Origin of the sequence: Paraburkholderia sp. DD10 (assembly GCF_049177125.1) — a bacterium.
Lineage (GTDB): Bacteria > Pseudomonadota > Gammaproteobacteria > Burkholderiales > Burkholderiaceae > Paraburkholderia > Paraburkholderia terricola.
Window position 1 is genome coordinate 2,310,287 of sequence record NZ_CP185393.1, and the last position, 18,917, is coordinate 2,329,203.

At 64.3% G+C, this 18,917-nt stretch carries 17 protein-coding genes and 3 tRNA genes; 9 read left to right on the forward strand and 11 right to left on the reverse strand.

Annotated elements, in window-relative coordinates:
* Positions 1-297 precede the first annotated feature (297 nt).
* Complete coding sequence (locus tag ACOCG7_RS25580; protein ID WP_193615301.1) at positions 298-2,169, forward strand: ABC transporter ATP-binding protein; 1,872 nt, start codon at positions 298-300, stop codon at positions 2,167-2,169.
* A gap of 131 nt (positions 2,170-2,300) precedes the next feature.
* On the opposite strand, the gene otsA is transcribed toward ACOCG7_RS25580, so the two are convergent.
* Positions 2,301-3,773, reverse strand: coding sequence for an alpha,alpha-trehalose-phosphate synthase (UDP-forming) (gene otsA, locus ACOCG7_RS25585; RefSeq protein ID WP_083086607.1), 1,473 nt, complete (start codon positions 3,771-3,773; stop codon positions 2,301-2,303).
* Between the two features lie 55 nt (positions 3,774-3,828).
* Positions 3,829-4,578, reverse strand: coding sequence for a trehalose-phosphatase (gene otsB, locus ACOCG7_RS25590; protein WP_083086664.1), 750 nt, complete (start codon positions 4,576-4,578; stop codon positions 3,829-3,831).
* A gap of 343 nt (positions 4,579-4,921) precedes the next feature.
* On the opposite strand from otsB, the gene ACOCG7_RS25595 reads away from it, so the two are divergent.
* The 3 genes from ACOCG7_RS25595 to ACOCG7_RS25605 are packed head-to-tail and all read left to right on the forward strand — an operon-like array spanning position 4,922 to position 6,960.
* Complete coding sequence (locus tag ACOCG7_RS25595) at positions 4,922-5,608, forward strand: SCO family protein (RefSeq protein WP_143326731.1); 687 nt, start codon at positions 4,922-4,924, stop codon at positions 5,606-5,608.
* Positions 5,609-5,625: 17 nt separating this feature from the next.
* A complete protein-coding gene (locus tag ACOCG7_RS25600; protein ID WP_244744794.1) occupies positions 5,626-6,087 on the forward strand; it encodes a copper chaperone PCu(A)C in 462 nt (153 codons plus the stop codon).
* 9 nt (positions 6,088-6,096) lie between these two features.
* Positions 6,097-6,960, forward strand: a complete 864-nt coding sequence (locus tag ACOCG7_RS25605; RefSeq protein WP_083086603.1) for a cytochrome c oxidase assembly protein — start codon at positions 6,097-6,099, stop codon at positions 6,958-6,960.
* A 62-nt stretch (positions 6,961-7,022) separates the two neighbouring features.
* Here ACOCG7_RS25605 and ACOCG7_RS25610 read toward each other — a convergent pair whose 3' ends face one another.
* The 3 genes from ACOCG7_RS25610 to ACOCG7_RS25620 all read right to left on the reverse strand — a co-directional run bounded on the left by ACOCG7_RS25610 (position 7,023) and on the right by ACOCG7_RS25620 (position 8,695).
* Positions 7,023-7,517 carry a GNAT family N-acetyltransferase gene (locus ACOCG7_RS25610; RefSeq protein ID WP_083086602.1) on the reverse strand — a complete coding sequence of 165 codons (495 nt, stop codon included), beginning with the start codon at positions 7,515-7,517 and terminating at the stop codon, positions 7,023-7,025.
* Positions 7,518-7,693: 176 nt separating this feature from the next.
* Positions 7,694-7,894: a hypothetical protein gene (locus tag ACOCG7_RS25615; RefSeq protein WP_083086600.1), complete on the reverse strand. Its 201-nt coding sequence runs from the start codon at positions 7,892-7,894 to the stop codon at positions 7,694-7,696.
* A gap of 42 nt (positions 7,895-7,936) precedes the next feature.
* Positions 7,937-8,695 (reverse strand): TraB/GumN family protein, encoded by a 759-nt coding sequence (locus tag ACOCG7_RS25620; RefSeq protein WP_083086599.1) that lies wholly within the window; start codon positions 8,693-8,695, stop codon positions 7,937-7,939.
* Positions 8,696-9,031: 336 nt separating this feature from the next.
* Between ACOCG7_RS25620 and ACOCG7_RS25625 the strand changes: the two genes are divergently transcribed.
* A complete protein-coding gene (locus tag ACOCG7_RS25625; RefSeq protein ID WP_073431170.1) occupies positions 9,032-9,454 on the forward strand; it encodes a hypothetical protein in 423 nt (140 codons plus the stop codon).
* Between the two features lie 133 nt (positions 9,455-9,587).
* Here ACOCG7_RS25625 and ACOCG7_RS25630 read toward each other — a convergent pair.
* From ACOCG7_RS25630 to uvrC, 5 genes are all read right to left on the reverse strand, one after another.
* Positions 9,588-9,661: transfer RNA gene (locus tag ACOCG7_RS25630), tRNA-Cys, on the reverse strand.
* A 103-nt stretch (positions 9,662-9,764) separates the two neighbouring features.
* Positions 9,765-9,840, reverse strand: a tRNA-Gly gene (locus ACOCG7_RS25635).
* 62 nt (positions 9,841-9,902) lie between these two features.
* Positions 9,903-9,978 (reverse strand) — tRNA-Gly (locus tag ACOCG7_RS25640).
* Between the two features lie 278 nt (positions 9,979-10,256).
* Positions 10,257-10,850: a CDP-diacylglycerol--glycerol-3-phosphate 3-phosphatidyltransferase gene (pgsA, locus tag ACOCG7_RS25645; protein ID WP_073431808.1), complete on the reverse strand. Its 594-nt coding sequence runs from the start codon at positions 10,848-10,850 to the stop codon at positions 10,257-10,259.
* Between the two features lie 188 nt (positions 10,851-11,038).
* Entirely contained in the window at positions 11,039-13,246 is a 2,208-nt protein-coding gene (gene uvrC / locus ACOCG7_RS25650) for an excinuclease ABC subunit UvrC (protein WP_073431807.1), read from the reverse strand.
* A gap of 165 nt (positions 13,247-13,411) precedes the next feature.
* Between uvrC and earP the strand changes: the two genes are divergently transcribed.
* From earP to ACOCG7_RS25670, 4 genes are all read left to right on the forward strand, one after another.
* Positions 13,412-14,605 carry an elongation factor P maturation arginine rhamnosyltransferase EarP gene (gene earP, locus ACOCG7_RS25655; RefSeq protein WP_421377833.1) on the forward strand — a complete coding sequence of 398 codons (1,194 nt, stop codon included), beginning with the start codon at positions 13,412-13,414 and terminating at the stop codon, positions 14,603-14,605.
* Between the two features lie 414 nt (positions 14,606-15,019).
* The gene (gene efp / locus ACOCG7_RS25660) at positions 15,020-15,577 is read left to right on the forward strand and encodes an elongation factor P (RefSeq protein ID WP_012433870.1); all 558 of its coding nucleotides are present in this window, start codon (positions 15,020-15,022) and stop codon (positions 15,575-15,577) included.
* Positions 15,578-15,852: 275 nt separating this feature from the next.
* Entirely contained in the window at positions 15,853-16,059 is a 207-nt protein-coding gene (locus tag ACOCG7_RS25665) for a CsbD family protein (protein WP_083086595.1), read from the forward strand.
* 313 nt (positions 16,060-16,372) lie between these two features.
* Positions 16,373-17,755 (forward strand): sigma-54-dependent transcriptional regulator, encoded by a 1,383-nt coding sequence (locus ACOCG7_RS25670; RefSeq protein WP_073431805.1) that lies wholly within the window; start codon positions 16,373-16,375, stop codon positions 17,753-17,755.
* 123 nt (positions 17,756-17,878) lie between these two features.
* Here ACOCG7_RS25670 and nagZ read toward each other — a convergent pair whose 3' ends face one another.
* Complete coding sequence (nagZ, locus tag ACOCG7_RS25675) at positions 17,879-18,907, reverse strand: beta-N-acetylhexosaminidase (RefSeq protein WP_073431804.1); 1,029 nt, start codon at positions 18,905-18,907, stop codon at positions 17,879-17,881.
* Positions 18,908-18,917 lie beyond the last annotated feature (10 nt).

Consider the following 18,917-nt stretch of genomic DNA (forward strand, 5'->3'; position numbering starts at 1 on the left):
TCCGGTCGACCCGACATGTGCAAGCTCTTGCAAGCTTGCGCGTCAACTTTACCGGCAGCGTTGAAGCAATGACGCGCCTCGGTTGAAGGCAATTTGTAATTGTATCTCGAAACTTTTCGCAGCCGGCGTGAACCCCACGCCGTGCTGGGCGGTCGAGCAACTACAGGTTGTGCAGTTCTATCGCGAAATCACTCGCGTCACGGCCCGGATACCCAGGGCGTAATCGCTTTTGCATGTTTACAATGCGAAGCATCGGGTTCGCGGCGAACCCTTTTTTCCGTATGGCCCGCGCTTTGCATGCGCAAGCCGAAACCCATCGAACCCACGATCAATTTGGAACACTTAACCATCGCCCAGCGCAACGCCCAGAACGCAAAGCTCGCGAGCTATGCGCATCGGCCGCTTGCGTTTCTTTTCCGCTTTATTCGCCGCCACCCGCTCGCGCATGCGATCGTCGTGTGCAGCGTATTCGCGGCCGTGGGCTGTGCGCTCGCATCGCAATACGCGATCAAACACCTGATCGACGTGCTCGGCCAGGGCCGGCATCATCCCGGTCCGCTGTGGGGGGCGTTCGCCATCCTGGTCGGCCTGATCGCCGCCGACAACCTGCTGTGGCGGGTCGGCGGCTGGGTCGCGGCGCACACGTTCGTCGCCGTGACCGGCGACTTGCGGCGCGATCTGTTCCAGTATTTGAGCGGACACTCGCCGACCTATTACTCGGAGAAGCAGCCGGGCATGCTCGCGAGCCGGATCACGGCCACCTCGAACGCGGTGTACACCGCCGAGAACACCACCGCCTGGAACGTGCTGCCGCCGTGCATCGCGGTGCTCGGCGCGATCGTGATGATCACCGCGGTGAATCCGCTGATGGCCGGCGGCCTGATGCTGTGCTCGGCGATCCTGTCGGTCGTGCTGTACAAGCTCGCCGGCCGCGGCTCGGCGCGTCATCATCATTTCGCCACCCGGGCGGCCTCCGTGGACGGCGAACTGGTCGACGTGATCAGCAACATGGGCCTCGTGCGCGCGTTCGGCATGACGTTTCGCGAGCAGCAGCGTTTCGGCGCGACCGTCAAGGCGGAAATGGAGGCGCGCCAGCAGAGCCTGCTGTATCTGGAGAAGCTGCGCCTGCTGCACGCGGTGATCACCGCGTTGCTCTCGGCCGGCTTGCTCGGCTGGGCGCTGTGGCTGTGGGACCAGGGCCGGGCGACTTCCGGCGACATCGTGCTCGTCAGTTCGCTCGGCTTCACGATTCTGCACGGCACGCGCGATCTGGCCGTAGCGCTCGTCGACGTCACGCAGCACGTGGCGCGGCTCGCGGAGGCCGTGCGCACGCTGCTCGAGCCGCACGGCATGCCGGATCGCGACGGCGCGACGGAACTCGTGCCGCAAGGCGGCCGGGTCGACTTCGAAGGCGTGACGTTCGCCTACCCGCGCCGCCGTCCGATTCTCGATCACTTCGATTTGCATATCGAGGCGGGCCAGCGGGTCGGCCTGATCGGCAAGTCGGGCGCGGGCAAGTCCACCGTGCTGGCGCTGCTGCAGCGTTTCTATGAGACCCAGGGCGGCGCGATCAAAATCGACGGCCAGGACATCGCCACGATCACTCAGGACAGCCTGCGCCATGCGATCGCGCTGGTGCCGCAAGATATCTCGCTGTTCCATCGCACCGTGTACGAGAACATCGCCTATGGCCGTCCTGAGGCGAGCCGCGAAGAAGTGCTCGCCGCCGCCCGCGAGGCGCGTTGCACGGACTTCATCGAGGCGATGCCGGAAGGCTTCGACACGATTGTCGGCGACCGCGGGGTGAAGCTTTCCGGCGGCCAGCGTCAACGCATCGCGATCGCTCGGGCGATCCTGAAGAACGCGCCGATCCTGCTGCTGGACGAAGCCACCTCGGCACTCGACAGCGCGTCGGAAGAAGCGATCCAGAAAGCGCTCGACCGCCTGATGGTGGGCCGCACGGTGGTCGCGATCGCGCACCGCCTGTCGACGCTGAACAACTTCGACCGGATCATCGTGATGAGCGCCGGCAAGGTAATCGACGACGGCAGCCCGGAAGAGCTGCGCCTGCGCCCCGGTCTGTATCGCGATCTGCTGTCGAAGCAGTACGGCAAGGGCGCGACGCTGCATGTCGGCGGCAAGAAAGTCGACGAACAGCACGTGGTCTGAGCCACGCGCGACGCGCTGTAACCCCGCGCTGTAACCCCGCGCTGCAACCCGTCAGCAAGCTGCAAACAGAAAAGCCGCTGAAAGCGGCTTTTCTGTTTTTCCGAACCTCGGAAGGCAGCCTTTTTAAAGCGCTATCCGGCCAGCGTTTCGCGCGCCGCCTTTTTCCCCGCCACGGCGCGCACCTTCCCGCTTCTGGTGCTCCGTGCACCATTCCCCGCGCCGTCGACACCTTGCAGATCGCGCATGAAGTTATCGCGCCACACCGACACATTGTTCTCCCGCAACTGCACCATCATGTCGCGATGACGCGCCTGGCGCTCCGCAAGCGGCATGTCCAATGCGCGAGCAAGCGCTTCGGCCATGCCGTCGATATCGACCGGATTCACGATCAGCGCGCCATCCAGTTCCTGCGCCGCGCCGGCAAAGCGTGACAGCACGAGCACGCCCGGATTCTCCGGGTCTTGCGCCGACACATATTCCTTGGCGACGAGGTTCATGCCGTCGCGCAACGGCGTGACATAACCGACGTGCGCGGTGCGAAACAGCGCGGCCAGCACCGAGCGCTCGTATTGCTTGTGAATGTAGAGAATCGGCGTCCAGTCCAGTTCGGCGAAGCGGCCGTTGATGCGTCCCGACTCTCCTTCGAGTTGCAGACGAATGTCCTGGTACGCGTGCAGGTCGGCGCGCGTGGGCGGCGCGATCTGCAGGAACGACACCTTGTTGCGTTGCGCCGTCGCATGTTCGAGCAGACGCTCGAAGGCACGGAAACGCTCGACCAGCCCCTTCGAATAATCGAGGCGGTCCACGCTCATGATCAGCTTGCGCGAATGCAGCGTCGCCTTCATCGTGCGCACCGGTTTACCGCGCTCGCCGGCTTTCGCCAGTTCGGCGATCTCGTCCGGATAGACGCCGATCGGGTACGCCGACGCGCGCAACGTGCGGCCGAACGCGTGAACGGTGAGCGGACCGCTCGCCGATGCGTCGACTGTGCCGTTCGCCTCGTTGACGATGTAATCGCAGAACGCGCGCAAGTCCGGCCTGGTCTGGAAGCCCAGCAGATCGAACGAACACAGCGCCTCGACCAGTTCCCGATGCGGTGGCACCGCGAGCAGCACCTGCGAAGCCGGAAACGGAATATGCAGAAAGAAGCCGATGCGATTTTTCACACCGGCCGCGCGCAACGCCTGCGCGAACGGAATCAGGTGATAGTCGTGGACCCAGATCACGTCGTCGTCGCGCAGAAGCGGCACGAGTTGCTGCGCGAGCCATGCGTTGACCCGCCTGTAGCCCTCGAAGTCGTGCCGGTCGTAGTGCAATAGATCGGCGCGGTAGTGGAACGCGGGCCAGAGCGTCGCATTCGAGAAGCCGCGATAGTACTGATCGTAGTCGCGACGCATCAGCGCGATGGTCGCGAAGGTCACCGGCCCGCGCTCCTCGACCTTGATCCGCGGCTGACCCGAGCTCAGCACGTCGCCGCTCCAGCCGAACCACATGCCGCCGGTTTCCTTCAGCGCGTCGTACACGCCGACCGCCAGACCACCCGCCGCCGGGCCGCCCTCCGAGATCGGCGCAACCCGGTTCGATACGATGATCAGTCGGCTCATGAAGCGCGATTCCCGATACGGTGCGTTAGGTGCGTTGAGCGGCGCGGCGTGGCGATCATGCCCTGCGCGCCGCCGCGATAATCGATTCGACCCAGTCGAGCAGCGCGGAGACCGATTCGATGCGCGTATGCGCCATCGTCTCGCCCACGCCGACCTTGATCGACAGGCCGCCGCGCTCGTTGACGACGGCAAAGCCTTTCTCATCGGTCAGATCGTCGCCGGCGAACACCGCGAAGCGGCCGACGAACGGCGGCTCGTCCAGGAACGCGCGCATCGCGCGGCCCTTGTCGACGTCCTTCGGCTTGATTTCATAGACCATCTTGCCGGGCTGCAGCACGTATGCGCCGGGGTAATCGGCCACCAGACGCTCGGTCGCCTCGCGCGCCACCGGCTCGCGGTCGGGCGCGTTGCGATAGTGCAGCGCGAGCGCCGCGCCCTTGATTTCGAGCAGCATGCCGGGATGTTCGTTGACCACCTGCGCGAGCACCTGCTCCATTCGCAACAGCCGCTGATCGTGAAAGCCGATGCGCTGCGTGTCGCCGTTCGCGTCGCGCCGCTCGGCGCCATGCAGGCCGGCAATCGGCAGGTCGGGCATGCCGAGAAACGCGTCGATACTGTCGATGCCGCGGCCGGATACCACCGCGACCGCGCCGTTCGTCAAACGCCGCAGTTCGCTCAGCAGTTCGACCACGCGAGGTTCGACCTGCACGCCATCCGGCGTGGGTGCGAGCTCGACGAGCGTACCGTCGAAATCGAAGAAAAATGCCGTCTCGCTCGGAGACAGGACAGCCGGAAGTACTTGCATCGGTTGGTTTTGCCTTTCAGCCTTGTGCGGCCGGAAAAGTGTGCGCATCTTACCGCGCATCAGTCAATTTTTCGAGAAAGTAAGCGAGGACACAGGCTCGGCTTGACGGCGCGCGGCAAGACCGCTTCGGATTGCATTCAAAAAGAGAACGATCAGGCTGCGGCCGGCTTTCATCGGCGTGCGTCAAATTGCCTCGCAAACCGCGCGCCAGCGGGCGCTCGACGACGCCGCCGGAGATTTTGCGATACAGTCGCTGCCACGCGGACCGTTGCGGTCACGTTCATATTTGCACGATCGCGCGTCTTGGCGGCGATGGCGGCTGCCCTTCAAGCGCCGCTTTTTAATCGAGTCATTGATACCTGCTTTGTTCCCGACCATCTCATCCCGACGCCGGCAAGCCGATCGCGCACCGTCAGACCGGCCGCGCCTGGTGCAACGGTTAGCGCTGCGCGCGGTCGTCGCGATCGCCGCGCTGGCAGCGCTCGGCGGCTGCACGCAACGCGCCGAGCCCTGGCACCTAACCAATGTGACCGGCCACTTGCCGGACCTCGACTTCACGCTGACCGCCGACGACGGCCGCGCCGTCGACGGCGATTCGTTCAAGGGCCGCACCGCGCTGGTCTACTTCGGCTACACGCATTGCCCGGATGTCTGCCCGGAAACGATGGGCCGGCTAATGCAAGTGCTCGGCAAGCTCGGCCCCGACGCGCGAAAAGTGCGCATCCTGTTCATTACCGTCGATCCCGCGCGAGATACGCCGCAAGCCTTGCACGATTACGTCGGCGCCTTCGACTCGCAACACGCCGAAGGGCTGACCGGCACCGACCGGCAAATCGAGTCGCTCGCCAAGCGCTACCGCGTCGCCTATCAGATGGAAAAGCGCGACCCGAATGGCAGCTACGAAGTGACTCATAGCTCCGCCGTCTACGTGTTCGATCCGCAAGGCCGCGCGCGTCTGCTGGCCACCGACCACGACACCCCCGATGCGATCGCGCAGGACCTGCGCCGTATCATCGATGACCGCTCCTGACCTTTCCGATTCCACTTATGTCGATCAAGAAAAAAACGTTCGCCGCCCTCGCCTGCACCCTCGCCCTTTCGTTCGGTTTCGCTCCGGCCGCGCAAGCCGCCGGCGCGCAGGCGATCAGCGTCAAGGACGCCTGGGTCCGCTGGCTGCCCAACAACTTGCCCGCCGCCGGCTACGCGACGCTCGTGAATGCCAGCGATAAGCCGGTCGATCTCGTCGATATTTCGAGCAGCGATTATGGCGACGCAATGCTGCATCAGACCGTGTCGAACGGTTCGTCGCAGAAGATGGTGATGGTCGACAAGCTCACGGTGCCCGCGCACGGCCAGGTGGCGATTGCGCCGGGCGGCTATCACATCATGCTCGAAGATGCGAAGCGCAAGATCGCACCGGGCGACACGGTGCGTCTCAAGCTGAAGTTCTCCGACGGCGAAACGCTCGACGCGCCGTTCGCCGTCAAATCGCCGGCCCAGATCAAGTAACCCGCCGCGATGAACCTGCTCTACTGGCTCGATCCCTGGGAGTTTTCGCCGACCGTCGTGATCGCCCTGCTGGTGCCGGCGATCCTCTTCGTGCGCGGCGCGCGCAAGGCGAGGCTGTCGGTCGCCCGGCGCGTTTCCTTCTGGTTCGGGCTGGTGGCGTTATACGTCGCCCTGCATACGCGGCTCGATTATTTCTTCGAGCATGAGTTCTTCATGCATCGCGCGCAGCATCTGGTGCTGCATCACCTCGGGCCGTTCTTCATTGCGCTGTCGTATCCGGGCACCGCATTGCGCGCGGGGATTCCGTTCGACTGGCGGCAGCGCTTCGTGCGGCCCGCGCTCGAAACCCCGGCGGTGCGCAAACTGCTCGATATCGTGATGCATCCGGTGGTCGCGGTCACGTTGTTCGTCGGCCTGATTTACTTCTGGCTGATGTCGCCGGTGCATTTCGTCGCGATGCTCGACTGGCGGCTTTATCGCGTGATGAACTGGAGCATGGTGATCGACGGCCTGCTGTTCTGGTGGCTCGTGCTCGATCCGCGGCCGGCGCCGCCGGCGCGTTTGTCGCCCGGCAAGCGCGTGCTGGTGGTGATCGCCGCGATACCGCCGCAAATCATCCTCGGCGCGTTCATCTTCTTCACGCCCCGCGAGTTGTATCCGATCTATTCGATCTGCGGCCGTGCCTTCACGTGGCTGAGTCCGATGCGCGATCAGCAGATCGGCGGGCTATTGCTGTGGATTCCGGGCTCGATGATGAGCGTGATCGGCGCGCTGGTGGCGCTGCGTCACTGGATGCGGCTCTCCGCTCGCGGACGCCTGCGCGGCGAACGGCGCGCGCTGGCGGCGCAAGCGTTGGCGCGCGGCCAACGCTGAGCCAGGCGTCCAGCACGGGAGCCGGCCGTTCGGCGCGCACGCGCCGGGCTTCGTGACGACGCTCAGGCCGAGCGCATCCAGACGTGCGGAATGCCGTCCTCTTCGTGGATTTCCGATACCGGCGCGAAGCCGAACGCCCCATAAAAACCTTGAAGATGCGCCTGCGCATGCAAACGAACCGGCGTCCGCGGCCACTGCGCGCGGATGTGTTCGAGCGCGCGTTCGAGCATCGCGTTGCCGAGACCGATGCCGCGAAAATCCGCGGTGGTCAGCACGCGACCGATACGGATATCGGCATCATCGGCGTCGGGCAACAGCACGCGCAGATAGCCGGCCAGCGGCGGACGCGTTGCGCCGGGCCCGTAGGCTAATAGATGCCAGGCGTCGGTATCGAGCCCGTCGATATCGCCATACAGGCAATTCTGTTCGATGACGAATACCGCGCTGCGGGCGGCCAGCATGGCATAGACTTCGGCGCTCGTGAGTTCGTCGAAGGCTTTCCAGCGCCATTCGATTTCAGCGAGCCGCGCGGCGGCAGTGTGCTTCGGTTCGTTCATGGAAAGGCTCAAAGAAGTGGGCCGGACCTGGTGGCGGCGATCCGCAATTATGCCGGGCGCGCTGCGCTTAAGCCATGCGGCAGCGCGCGCATCGTGACGATGCATGCGCAAAAAGCAGCGGGAGACGCTCGCGGCGCATGAAGCACGTCCGGTCCCGCTGACGCCCCGAGCCGCGTTCAGCGGCTATGAACGGTGCGCGCTTTCGACGCCTGCTTGTGGCGGTACATCGCGGCATCGGCCGCCGCCAGCAGTTCGCCGATCGCGCCATGCCGCACCGGATCGTATTGCTTCTGGCCAACGCTATGGCGGATCTGATAACCGCGCTGAGCCTGGGCGTTGCGCGCGTCGAGCAGGTGCGGGCGAATACAGGCGTTCACGCTCAGCTCATGATGCCGCGAGGCATGCGAGACGCGAATCCGCTACGTGCTCGCAAAAACCGGTTCGACGGGATGCGCGAGACAGTCGATCAGGTTGCCGGGACCGCACAGATGCAGCGCGCCCACCACGACCAACGTCCGTTCGGGACGCGTTGGAAAGTCCTTCAAACGCGCCGCCCAGGCGCGATTGCGTGCATCGAGAATCGCCTCGCGGATGCCCGGTAAATTGAACATCGGTGATTCGGCGGCGATGCGCTGCACCTCGGCCAGATCGCCGTCCAGCCAGGCTGCGTGCATCCGCTCGAGCGTGCGCTGCGGTTCCGCCAGATCGGACATCAGCAAGCCGAGCGCGGCGCCGATCGCATCGAGCGGAATCGATTCGAGCGACGCGGCCACTTCCTGCGCGGTCTCCAGATACCGATACGGTTTGCCTTGCGTGATCGCCGAGCGCAGCATGCGCGGCTCGACACCTTCGACCACCTGCTGGAACAACGTCGGCGCGACGATCAACGCCGCCCATGGACGCAGATCGGCGAGCGGCGCCAACGCTCCCTCGACGGGCCACGCCGCCTCGAGACGGTGCCAGGCATCGGCGGATAGCAGCGACCGCAGCCGGTTTGCGCCGTCGTGCGGATGCGCCTTCAGAAACGGCAGGATCGTCGGCGGATCGGACTCGAAGACCAGCGCTTCGGCCCAGTCGTACGCTTCGGCGATCCACGGCGGCATCTTGCGGCTCGCCGCGGGGAACAGATGCATCGAGCCCAGCAGACGGACCTGGGTGCCGGTGAGTTGTAGATACATGCAGCCTCGGTGCGGACGGGAAAATGATGCGAAGAAGCGAGCGATTCACGTAGTGACGCCGAGCGCAATCCCAACAGCGGAAAAACGCAGCGGTGTTCGAGATGCCGGCTTTGGCCGTGCGTGATTACCCGCACGCGAAGCCGCCATTATCCGCATCTGCGGCATAGCGCACACAGTTGGCGGAATGGTCGTATGGCAACCGACGTTTCCCACGCATGCCCCCCCTGTAAAACGACAACACAGATTGGCGACGCGCAAATCGGGTACCGGCCCGGTATGCGTCCCGATAAGAAAAACGTCGAAACGAAAACGTAGAAACAAAAGGGGGAGTAAAACATGTCAACGAAATGGCGACACGGCATCTGGCTTGCCACGATGCTGAGCGTAAGCGCTGCGGCGCATGCGGACATAGACTGCAACGGGGGACGCGGTGGGTATCGCATGCAAACATCGGATAGCTGGTTTCACAGCGACAAGCTGAAGCACTTCGCGGTCTCGGCGCCTTTCGGCGCACTGGGCGCCTACCTGACGCGCGACACCGAGCATCCCGTGATTTACGGCACGCTGATCGGTACGATACCTGGCTTGATCAAGGAAGGCATCGACGGCACGTGCCGCGGCGGCGGGTTTTCGTACAAGGATCTGGTCGCCGACGTAGCGGGCGCGCTGACCGGAGCATTGCTGACCAACTGGGCCATCAGCTATAGCCGGGATGGCCGCAGCCGCACCGTCGCGATTTCCTATAGCCGACGCTTCTGAATACCGTATCGACCTGGCGCCGATAATTGGAAAGCGCCTCGCATCACACTGCGCGCACCGCATTGACATGCATGACAAGACGCCGAAAAAAGAAAAGCCCCGACGAGTCGGGGCTTTTCCTTACATCAACTACTGGAGGCGCGAGCCGGAGTCGAACCGGCCTAAACGGCTTTGCAGGCCGCTGCATAACCGCTTTGCTATCGCGCCGCAAGCGGACTGGAATCTAGCTGCAGATTCGCAGGTTTATCTGGCTGCCAACCTCTGGGACCGGCCTACCAAACAAAAAGGGAAGCGTTGCTTCCCCTTGGTATGGAGCGGGAGACGAGGCTCGAACTCGCGACCTCAACCTTGGCAAGGTTGCGCTCTACCAACTGAGCTACTCCCGCATTGCACTGCTTCACAACGCCTTGCACCTTTACTTCGCCAAACAACGCGTTGCTTCGAAAACTGGAGCGGGAGACGAGGCTCGAACTCGCGACCTCAACCTTGGCAAGGTTGCGCTCTACCAACTGAGCTACTCCCGCGTATTACTGCTTTTGTGCTGCTTACTGCTGCGTTCTTGCTGCTACTGCCTGCCTACTGCTTCCGACGTTTCGAACTGCTCACATCGGAGAAACGAGATTATGGAGAAACGGCTGAAACGTGTCAACCCCTTTTGCGAATGTCTTTAACCGAAAAGATTTCACTCACCGTCTCGTCGCAACGCGCGGTCTTCACGCCCGTCCTTCTTGCCATTACCGGGACGAAATGCACGACGCAGCACACGCGAGAGCCCGCGACAAACCGCGCCGTGAACGAGCCCTCAAACAGCACCGCCGCGCTCGCGGATCTGCGGCCATGCGAGCTTCATGTAGTAGAGCATCGACCAGATGGTCAGGAACGCGGCCAGATAGATGAGCCACAGGCCCCACACGCGCGTGTCGACCACGATGCCGCCGCCGAACGGCAACGGCCCGTAGTACAACAGCATTGGAATCGCGACCATCTGGCAAGCGGTTTTGAACTTGCCGAGCGAATTCACCGCCACGCTCTTCGACGCGCCGATCTGCGCCATCCACTCGCGCAGCGCCGAAATCGCGATCTCGCGCCCGACGATCACAAGCGCGATCGCCGAATCGATCCGCGCGAGCTGCACCAGCACGAGCAACGCCGCGGTCACCATCAGCTTGTCGGCGACGGGGTCGAGAAAGGCGCCGAACGCCGAGGTCTGATTCCACTTGCGGGCGAGGAAGCCGTCGAACCAGTCGGTGAGCGCCGCCAGGACGAAGATGGTCGCGGCAGCCACATTGCGGTGCGCCGGGCTCATCATCATGTCAGGCAAATAGAACACGCCGACGACGAGCGGGATCAGGATGATCCGCAACCAAGTCAGGAAAATCGGGAAATTAAACGGCATGGGCAGGCGCAGCGTCTGACAAGGGAGATGCAATTGTGCCGCGTCACAAGGCCTGCCACAAGCAAAGCGGCGCGCGGACAGGGCCCGCGCGCCGCTTATTCGTCGCCTGTTCGTCGCCTGTTCGTCCGCCTATTTACCCGCTTTTCACCCACGCATGCACCAACCACCGCGCATCTGGCCGCAAAGGATCAGTGCAATTGCCGATAAATCTGCTCCGCGAGCGCCTGTGAAATCCCTTCGACGCTGGCCAGATCCTCGACGCTGGCCGCCACCACGCCGCGCAGTCCGCCAAAGCGGGCGAGCAGCCGCTGGCGCCGCTTCGCGCCCACGCCCTCGAGTTCCTCGAGCCGCGAGGTCTGGCGCGTTTTGCCGCGCTTCGCGCGCATGCCGGTGATCGCGAAGCGGTGCGCTTCGTCGCGAATCTGCGCGACCAGCATCAAGGCCGCGCTTTCCTTGCCGAGTTCGAGCGGCGCGCGGCCGTCGGCGAAAATCAGGGTCTCGAGGCCGACCTTGCGCCCTTCGCCCTTCGCGACGCCGACCAGCATGCCGGTATCGAGACCCAGTTCCGTGAACACCTGGCGCGCGATTTCGACCTGGCCCTTGCCGCCGTCGATCAGCACGATGGTCGGCAAGATGCCGCCCGCCGCCGACGGCTCGGCGGCATCCGACGCGAGCGACGGATCGGCGGCCGCGTCGCTTTGCAACTCGGCGGCTTCGTCGGCGGCATTCGCGGCGGCTTGCGCGACCATCTTCTCGTAGCGGCGCGTGAGCACCTGGCGCATCGCCGCGTAGTCGTCGCCGGGCGTGATGCCGGTGATGTTGTAGCGGCGATATTCGGACGACTGCATCTTGTGATGGTGATACACCACGCACGACGCCTGGGTCGCCTCGCCCATCGTGTGGCTGATGTCGAAACATTCGATTCGCAGATGCGCGAGGTCGTCGCATTCCATGCCGAGCGTATCGGTGAGCGCGCGCGTGCGGGCCTGCTGCGAGCCTTGCTCCGACAGCAGGCGTGCGAGCGCGAGCCGCGCGTTCTGTTCGGCCATCGCGAGCCAGGCGCGCCGTTGGCCTTGCGGCTGACGCAGCACCGTCACCTTGTGGCCGGCCTGCTCGATCAGCACGTCGACGAGTTCGCGGGTGGACGGTGCGTGGCTCACCACCAGCACCGGCGGCACGCGATTGCCCAGGTAATGCTGCGCGATGAACGCTTCGAGCACTTCGGACTCGATGCCGCCGGCCGCGCGGCGTTTGCGCGGCTTCGACGGTTCGGATTCCGACCCGGCTTCGGCATCCGCTTCGCCGAGGTCATCTGCCTCGGTTTCGAGCCCGGCGTCTTCGTCTTCCTCTTCTTCCGATGGCATGTCTTGCGCGATCGCGAGCGCGTCGGCGGCGTCCGGCGAGCCGGTTTCGCCGCCCGTGCCTGGTTGCGCGACCAAACCTGCATTGGCCGCGACGTCCACCAGCGCCTCGCCGCGGCCTTCCTCGAGGCCGCCCTCGTCCACCGTCAACGCGCTTTCCACATGCGCCGGGAAATACGCCTTGTCGCCAAGATGCCGGCCGCCGCGCACCATCGCCAGATTCACGCAGACGCGGCCGCCGAGCGCCACCACCGCGAGAATGTCGACGTCGCTATCGCTGCCGACTTCGATTGCCTGCTGATGCAGCACCGTCGACAACGAACTCATCTGATTGCGCACCGCCGCGGCCTGCTCGAACTTCAACTCGCTCGCGAACGCGTGCATCTTCTGCTCGAGCTCCTTCATCACCTCGCCTTGGCGGCCCAGCAGAAAGCGCGACGCGTTGGCGACATCGCGCGCGTAGTCCTCCTCGCTGATGGCCGCGACGCATGGCGCCGTGCAGCGGCCGATCTGGTGCAGCAGACAGGGCCGCGTGCGATTGTTGAACACGGAGTCTTCGCAGGTGCGCAACTGGAACACGCGCTGCAGGATCTGGATGCTTTCGCGCACCGCCCACGCGCTCGGAAACGGACCGAAGTACTGATTCTTGCGATCCACGGCGCCGCGGTAGTACGCCATGCGCGGAAACTTGTGACCGGTGAGCTTGAGGTAGGGGTACGACTTGTCGTCGCGAAACAGGATGTTGTAACGCGGCGCCAGCGCCTTGATCAGATTGTTTTCGAGCAGCAGCGCCTCGGCCTCGGAACGCGTGACGGTCGTCTCGACGCGCGCGATGCGCGTCACCATCATCGCGATACGCGGCGACAGCAGCGTCTTCGTGAAGTAGCTCGAGACACGCTTTTTGAGGTCGCGCGCCTTGCCCACGTAAAGCACCGCGCCGTGCGTGTCGTAATAGCGATAGACGCCCGGCAGATGCGGCAATTGGGCGAGCACTTGTTTCGGCTCGAAAACGTCGGTTGCTTCGGGTTCGGTCATGCAGAATCGGTAGGATGGGACGGTCTCGCGAAGCCTTGTTCCGTGTGTCGCGCGGTCCGATGAACCGGCGCGCGCACCGCGAACGAGTGCTTTAGAATCGCCAGTTTAGAACATTCCGCGTGGCTTCGAATCCGTTCGACTCCGCGCCCCGCGCCCCGCGCCATCATGTCCGCCGCCACGCCCCATTCCGAAGCACCGCCCGCCGCGTCCCCGGCCATCGCCTGCGATATCTTCTGCGCGGTGATCGACAACTTCGGCGACATCGGCGTGTGCTGGCGCCTCGCGCGCCAGCTCGCGAGCGAACACGGCTGGCAGGTGCGCGTGTTCGTCGACGACCTGCACGCGTTCCAGAAGCTGTGCCCATCGCTGGCGCTCGAACGCGCCCGCCAGACGTTGAGCGGCATCGTCATCGAACATTGGCACGAGCCCGCGCATGCGGGCGCTACGCTCGAAGTGGCCGACGTCGTGATCGAAGCGTTCGCCTGCGAACTGCCGCCGATCTACGTCGCCGCGATGGCGCGGCGCGAGCGCGCGCCGGTGTGGGTCAACCTCGAATATCTGAGCGCCGAGGACTGGGTCGCGGATTTTCACCTGCGGCCGTCGCCGCACCCGCGCTACCCGCTCACCAAGACGTTCTTCTTTCCGGGGCTCGGTCCCGGCACGGGCGGCGTGCTGAAAGAACGGCATCTCGACGCCGCGCGCACGGCGTTCGAGACGTCGCCGTCCGCGCGCGAAGCATGGTGGCTGGAAACCGCCGGCCGCGCGCCGCTGCCCGCCGCGGCCACCGTGGTTTCGCTGTTCGCCTATGAGAACCCCGCTGTCGACAGTCTGCTCGCACAGTGGCGCGACAGCGACGAGCCGGTCGTGCTGCTGGTGCCGGAAGGCCGCATCTCGGGTGCGATCGCGCGCTTTTTCGGCTTGCCTTCATTCGCCGCGGGCGCGCGGGCCGAACTCGGCAGTCTGACCGCCCACGCCCTCGCCTTTACCCGGCAACCCGCCTACGACGCGCTGCTTTGGGCAAGCGACGTCAACTTCGTGCGCGGCGAAGACTCGTTCGTGCGCGCCCAATGGGCCGCGAAGCCCTTCGTCTGGCACATCTACCCGCAAGCCGACGACGCCCATTTGCCCAAGCTCGACGCCGCCCTCGCCCACTACGCCCGCACGCTGCCCGCCGACGCTCGACACGCCCTCGCGCGCTTCTGGCATGCGTGGAACGGCGCCGGCCGGCCGGACTGGGCGGAATTCCAGCGCCACCGGGCGGTGCTCATGCAGCGCGCGGCCGATTGGGCGGGCGAACTGGCGCAAGTGGGCGACCTCGCGGGAAATCTGGCCTTATTCGCAAAAACTCAGCTAAAATAAGCGGTTATCCAACGGCCGACGACGCAAGCGCGGCCCGATCGCAACAGCGAACCTACCCAGATCGACCTGCCTGATCAACGTGCCTCGAAAGAGGCACGACCCGCTCTCATCATTCCCGGTAAGCAGCGGCGAACGGCAAGAAAATCGGGAAAGGACGTGTTCAGCGCATCGGCGCCACTCGTGTACACGCCCGCACAGGGTAAAAAGCAGGTAACGGATTGCAGGGTTTGCATGAGCCGCGCACAGGCGGCGCCATCGTGGATTCCGACAGCGAGCCGGCCTTGTTTCCCGCATCGCTGCCGGCGCGCCCGCTTCAAGCGGCGCGCCGCGCGCAATGCGAGAAGCGCCGAAGCCGCTTGCGCCGTATGCCGTTGAGCAATAGTTGAAGCTACTTATTTCGTACAGGACAGTTTTATGAAGACCGCACAGGAACTCCGCACCGGCAACGTCGTCATGATCGGCGCAGACGCCATGGTCGTGCAAAAGGCCGAATACAACAAATCGGGCCGCAACTCCGCCGTCGTCAAGATGAAGTTCAAGAACCTGCTGACCGGCGCAGGCATGGAAAGCGTCTACAAGGCGGACGACAAGTTCGACGTCGTCGTGCTCGAGCGCAAGGAAGTCACGTACTCGTACTTCGCCGACCCGATGTACGTGTTCATGGACGCCGACTACAACCAGTTCGAAGTCGAAGGCGAGATGATGGGCGACGCGCTGCATTACCTCGAAGACGGCATGGCTTGCGAAGTCGTGTTCTATAACGAGAAGGCGATCTCGGTCGAACTGCCGACCACGCTGGTTCGCGAGATCATCTATACGGAACCGGCTGTGAAGGGCGATACGTCGTCGGGCAAGGTGCTGAAGAACGCCAAGCTCAACACGGGTTTCGAACTGCAAGTGCCGCTTTTCTGCAATATCGGCGACAAGATCGAAATCGACACGCGTACGCACGAATACCGCAGCCGCGCTTAAGCGCGCTGCAAGCCTGACTCCGGCGCCGGGGCAACACCGGCGCCGGAAAAAAATGGCAAAAAAAAGCGCCCGTCCTGGGCGCTTTTTCTTTTTGGCGCCGCCGTGTATCGTTGAGGAAAACTTTACCGGGAACCTTCCCAAAATTGCCCGTCCGCCGTCCAGCTCCCTGCCCCAAGCCGCTGATTCGTTTGGATAAACGCGTCTGGCACAGTCACTGCTTACCATCGAAGAACGCCAGCATGGCTTTATTTTTTTCTCAACTCGGGAGGTGCGAGATGAATAACGACATCGCTGAAGGCAAGTGGAAGCAGTTGATCGGCAAGGCCAAGACGGCATGGGGCGAATTGACGGACGACGAACTGATCCGGGCCGAAGGCCGCGCCGACAAACTCACCGGCCTGATCCAGGAGCGTTACGGTAAAACGCGGGACGAGGCGGAACTCGAAGTACGCCGCTTCTTCGATAGCAACCGGGATTTCTGACCGACCCTGTGAAGAAAGTGCCCGTGTCTGGCCACGTCATAAACGTCAGGCCGGGCACCGCATCCGCTGAGAAGCAAAAAGGACCAGAACTACATGAGTCGAATCGCCGCCGCCTCGCCTGCATGGAGAGGGACACGCCGTGCGCCGCGTTCATGCCGGCCGAGTCGCCGCGCCCGCGCCGCATTGGCAAACGCTGCCCGGGTGGCCTCGCATTCGACCGGCAGTAACGGCCAGCCATCGCGCCCGCGGGTCGCGCCAGAGACTGTCTGGTGCGACCCACACGGTATTCCGCCCATTAAAAATTGCGCTCGCCATGCCACACGCCCTGATTGTTGAAGACGATCCCAATAGCCTGTCGGGTCTGTCCGCCATCCTCGCCGCCGACGGCTTTTCCGTCGATACCGCGACCACGATCGCCGAGGCACGGGCCGCGCTGACACGCTTCATTCCCGACGTCGTGCTGGTCGACCTGAATCTGCCGGATGGCAGCGGCCTCGATTTGCTGCAGCATTTGCCGGCGCATCCGCCGGGCGGCGCCTTGCCCGTGATCGTGATGACCGGCAACGCGACGGTCGAGAGCGCGATCGAAGGCTTGCGGCACGGCATCTGGGACTATCTGCTCAAGCCGGTCAACATACCGCGTTTGCGCAGTCTGCTCGCACGTATTCCGCGCCCGTATGAACTCACCGAGGAAGTCCAGACGCTGCGCGCGTCACTGCGCCAGCTCGGCCGTTTCGGCGCGATGCTGGGCCGCGACGGGGCGATCCAGCACGTCTACGACACGATCGAGCATATCGCCCCGACTGAAGCCGCCGTACTGATCTCCGGCGAGGCCGGCACCGGCAAGCACGTTGCGGCGCGCACGCTGCACGACATGAGCCGGCGCCGCAAGGGTCCGTTCGTCACGTTCGATTGCCGCAGCGCGGGCAGCCTCGCCGCGCAGCGCTCGCTCGACAGCCTGCTGTTCGGCCACGAACGCGGTGCGTTCAGCGGCGCGGAGCAGCGCGAACCGGGTCTGTTCGAGCAGGCAAGCGGCGGCACGCTCTTCATCGACGAAATCGCCGAATTGCCGCGGGTCCAGCAGGAAGCGCTGCTGCGCGCGCTCGATTCGCAGACCTTCATGCGGGTCGGCGGCAGCAACCAGGTGGTGACGGACTTCCGGCTAATCGCCTCGACGCGCAAAATGCCGCGCGCGGCGGTCGCCGACGGCAGCCTGCACGAAGATCTCGCGCTGCGGCTGGAAGCCGCCGCGGTCACGCTGCCGCCGCTGCGCGAACGTGGCGAGGATGCGGCGCTGATCGCTCAGGCGACCGTCGACGAATTGAATCTCGAAGCGGCCGCGCGCGGCACCTCGGAAGCCGCCAAGCAGATCGGCCCGAACTTCCTGCGCGAATGTCTCGCCTACGAATGGCCGGGCAACGTGCGGGAACTCCAGGATCGCGTGCGGCGTGCGTATCACGCGTCGGGCGATGTGCTGGAATCGTTGCGCGCCGACGAGACGGCTTCGGCGAACGGCCGCGATCTGAACGGCAGCCGCGTGCAGGTCACTGTCGGCACGCCGCTCGCGGACGTCGAGGAAATGCTGATTCGCGCGACGCTCGATGCGGTGGGTGGCACGCGTCATCGCGCGGCGTCGCTGCTCGGGATCAGCCCGAAGACGCTGTACAACAAGTTGCAGCGGATGCGTTTGAACTGAGTCGTGCGATCTTGCGGGCCGGCGAACCGGCCTGAATAAAAACGGCGCCTCGATTGATTCGAGGCGCCGTTTTTTTGTCCGCTTAAATGCCACTGCGCGATTGCTGCGTGGCTACCGCGTGGCTTATGCGAACGCGCTACGCAGCAACGCCTGCGCTTGCAGATACTGCGGGTCGGCAACCAGCTTGCTCCACTTCAGCGCCTTGCCGCGCGGCCGCATACGTTTGAGGCGCTGCCGCGATTCCTTCGACGGCGTGAAGCGCAGCGCGTCCAGCACCTTCTCCGCTTCATCCGGCTGATTGCAGATCAAGACCATGTCGCAACCGGCCTCCAGCGCGGCGCTCGCGCCTTCGGTCAGCGTGCCGCCCTGGCGCGCGGCTTCCATCGAAAGATCATCGCTGAAAATCGCGCCTTCGAAACGCAGCTTGTTGCGCAGAACGTCCTGCAACCAGATGCGCGAGAAACCCGCCGGCTTCGAATCGACCTTCGGATAGACCACATGGGCGGGAAGCACCGATCCCAACGACAAACCGAGCCAGTCATACGGCGCCACGTCGTCGCGCAGGATTTCGTCGAGCGAGCGGTCGTCGACCGGCATGGCGACGTGCGAGTCCGCGTGCGCGAAACCGTGCCCCGGAAAGTGCTTGCCGCAATTGCTCATGCCGGCCAGCGCAAGGCCGTGGTTGAGGCTCTTCGCCAGCAGCGCCACCACGCGCGGATCGCGGTGAAACGAGCGATCGCCGATCACTTGCGACTGCCCGTAGTTCAGATCGAGCACGGGCGTAAAGCTCATGTCGACGCCGCACGCGCGCAACTCCGAGGCGAGGATGTAGCCGATCGCGGTCGTCACCTTGGTCGCGTGCAGAACGTCGCTGTCCCACAGTGCGCCGAGCTTGCCCATGGACGGCAAGACCGTGAAGCCGTCGGTGCGAAAACGCTGAACGCGCCCGCCCTCGTGGTCGACCGCGATCAGCAGATCCTCGCGGACCGCGCGGATCGAATCGGTCAGCGCGATCAATTGCGCGCGGCTCTCATAGTGGCGCGCGAACAGGATCACGCCGCCGGTCATCGGATGGGCAAGGCGGCGCTTGTCGTCGTGGTTCAGCGTTTTGCCGACCACGTCGAGCATGACCGGTCCGGGAGTTGTTTTCATCGAATTCCGC

What these genes read in the sequence shown, in the direction of transcription:
- efp (WP_012433870.1), top strand. Translation starts at nt 15,020, where the DNA reads ATGAAGACCGCACAGGAACTCCGCACCGGCAACGTCGTCATGATCGGC.
- ACOCG7_RS25625 (WP_073431170.1), top strand. Translation starts at nt 9,032, where the DNA reads ATGTCAACGAAATGGCGACACGGCATCTGGCTTGCCACGATGCTGAGC.
- ACOCG7_RS25600 (WP_244744794.1), top strand. Translation starts at nt 5,626, where the DNA reads ATGTCGATCAAGAAAAAAACGTTCGCCGCCCTCGCCTGCACCCTCGCC.
- uvrC (WP_073431807.1), bottom strand. Translation starts at nt 13,246, where the DNA reads ATGACCGAACCCGAAGCAACCGACGTTTTCGAGCCGAAACAAGTGCTC.
- earP (WP_421377833.1), top strand. Translation starts at nt 13,412, where the DNA reads ATGTCCGCCGCCACGCCCCATTCCGAAGCACCGCCCGCCGCGTCCCCG.
- ACOCG7_RS25605 (WP_083086603.1), top strand. Translation starts at nt 6,097, where the DNA reads ATGAACCTGCTCTACTGGCTCGATCCCTGGGAGTTTTCGCCGACCGTC.
- otsA (WP_083086607.1), bottom strand. Translation starts at nt 3,773, where the DNA reads ATGAGCCGACTGATCATCGTATCGAACCGGGTTGCGCCGATCTCGGAG.
- ACOCG7_RS25670 (WP_073431805.1), top strand. Translation starts at nt 16,373, where the DNA reads ATGCCACACGCCCTGATTGTTGAAGACGATCCCAATAGCCTGTCGGGT.
- ACOCG7_RS25580 (WP_193615301.1), top strand. Translation starts at nt 298, where the DNA reads ATGCGCAAGCCGAAACCCATCGAACCCACGATCAATTTGGAACACTTA.
- otsB (WP_083086664.1), bottom strand. Translation starts at nt 4,578, where the DNA reads ATGCAAGTACTTCCGGCTGTCCTGTCTCCGAGCGAGACGGCATTTTTC.
- ACOCG7_RS25620 (WP_083086599.1), bottom strand. Translation starts at nt 8,695, where the DNA reads ATGTATCTACAACTCACCGGCACCCAGGTCCGTCTGCTGGGCTCGATG.
- pgsA (WP_073431808.1), bottom strand. Translation starts at nt 10,850, where the DNA reads ATGCCGTTTAATTTCCCGATTTTCCTGACTTGGTTGCGGATCATCCTG.
- ACOCG7_RS25610 (WP_083086602.1), bottom strand. Translation starts at nt 7,517, where the DNA reads ATGAACGAACCGAAGCACACTGCCGCCGCGCGGCTCGCTGAAATCGAA.
- ACOCG7_RS25665 (WP_083086595.1), top strand. Translation starts at nt 15,853, where the DNA reads ATGAATAACGACATCGCTGAAGGCAAGTGGAAGCAGTTGATCGGCAAG.
- nagZ (WP_073431804.1), bottom strand. Translation starts at nt 18,907, where the DNA reads ATGAAAACAACTCCCGGACCGGTCATGCTCGACGTGGTCGGCAAAACG.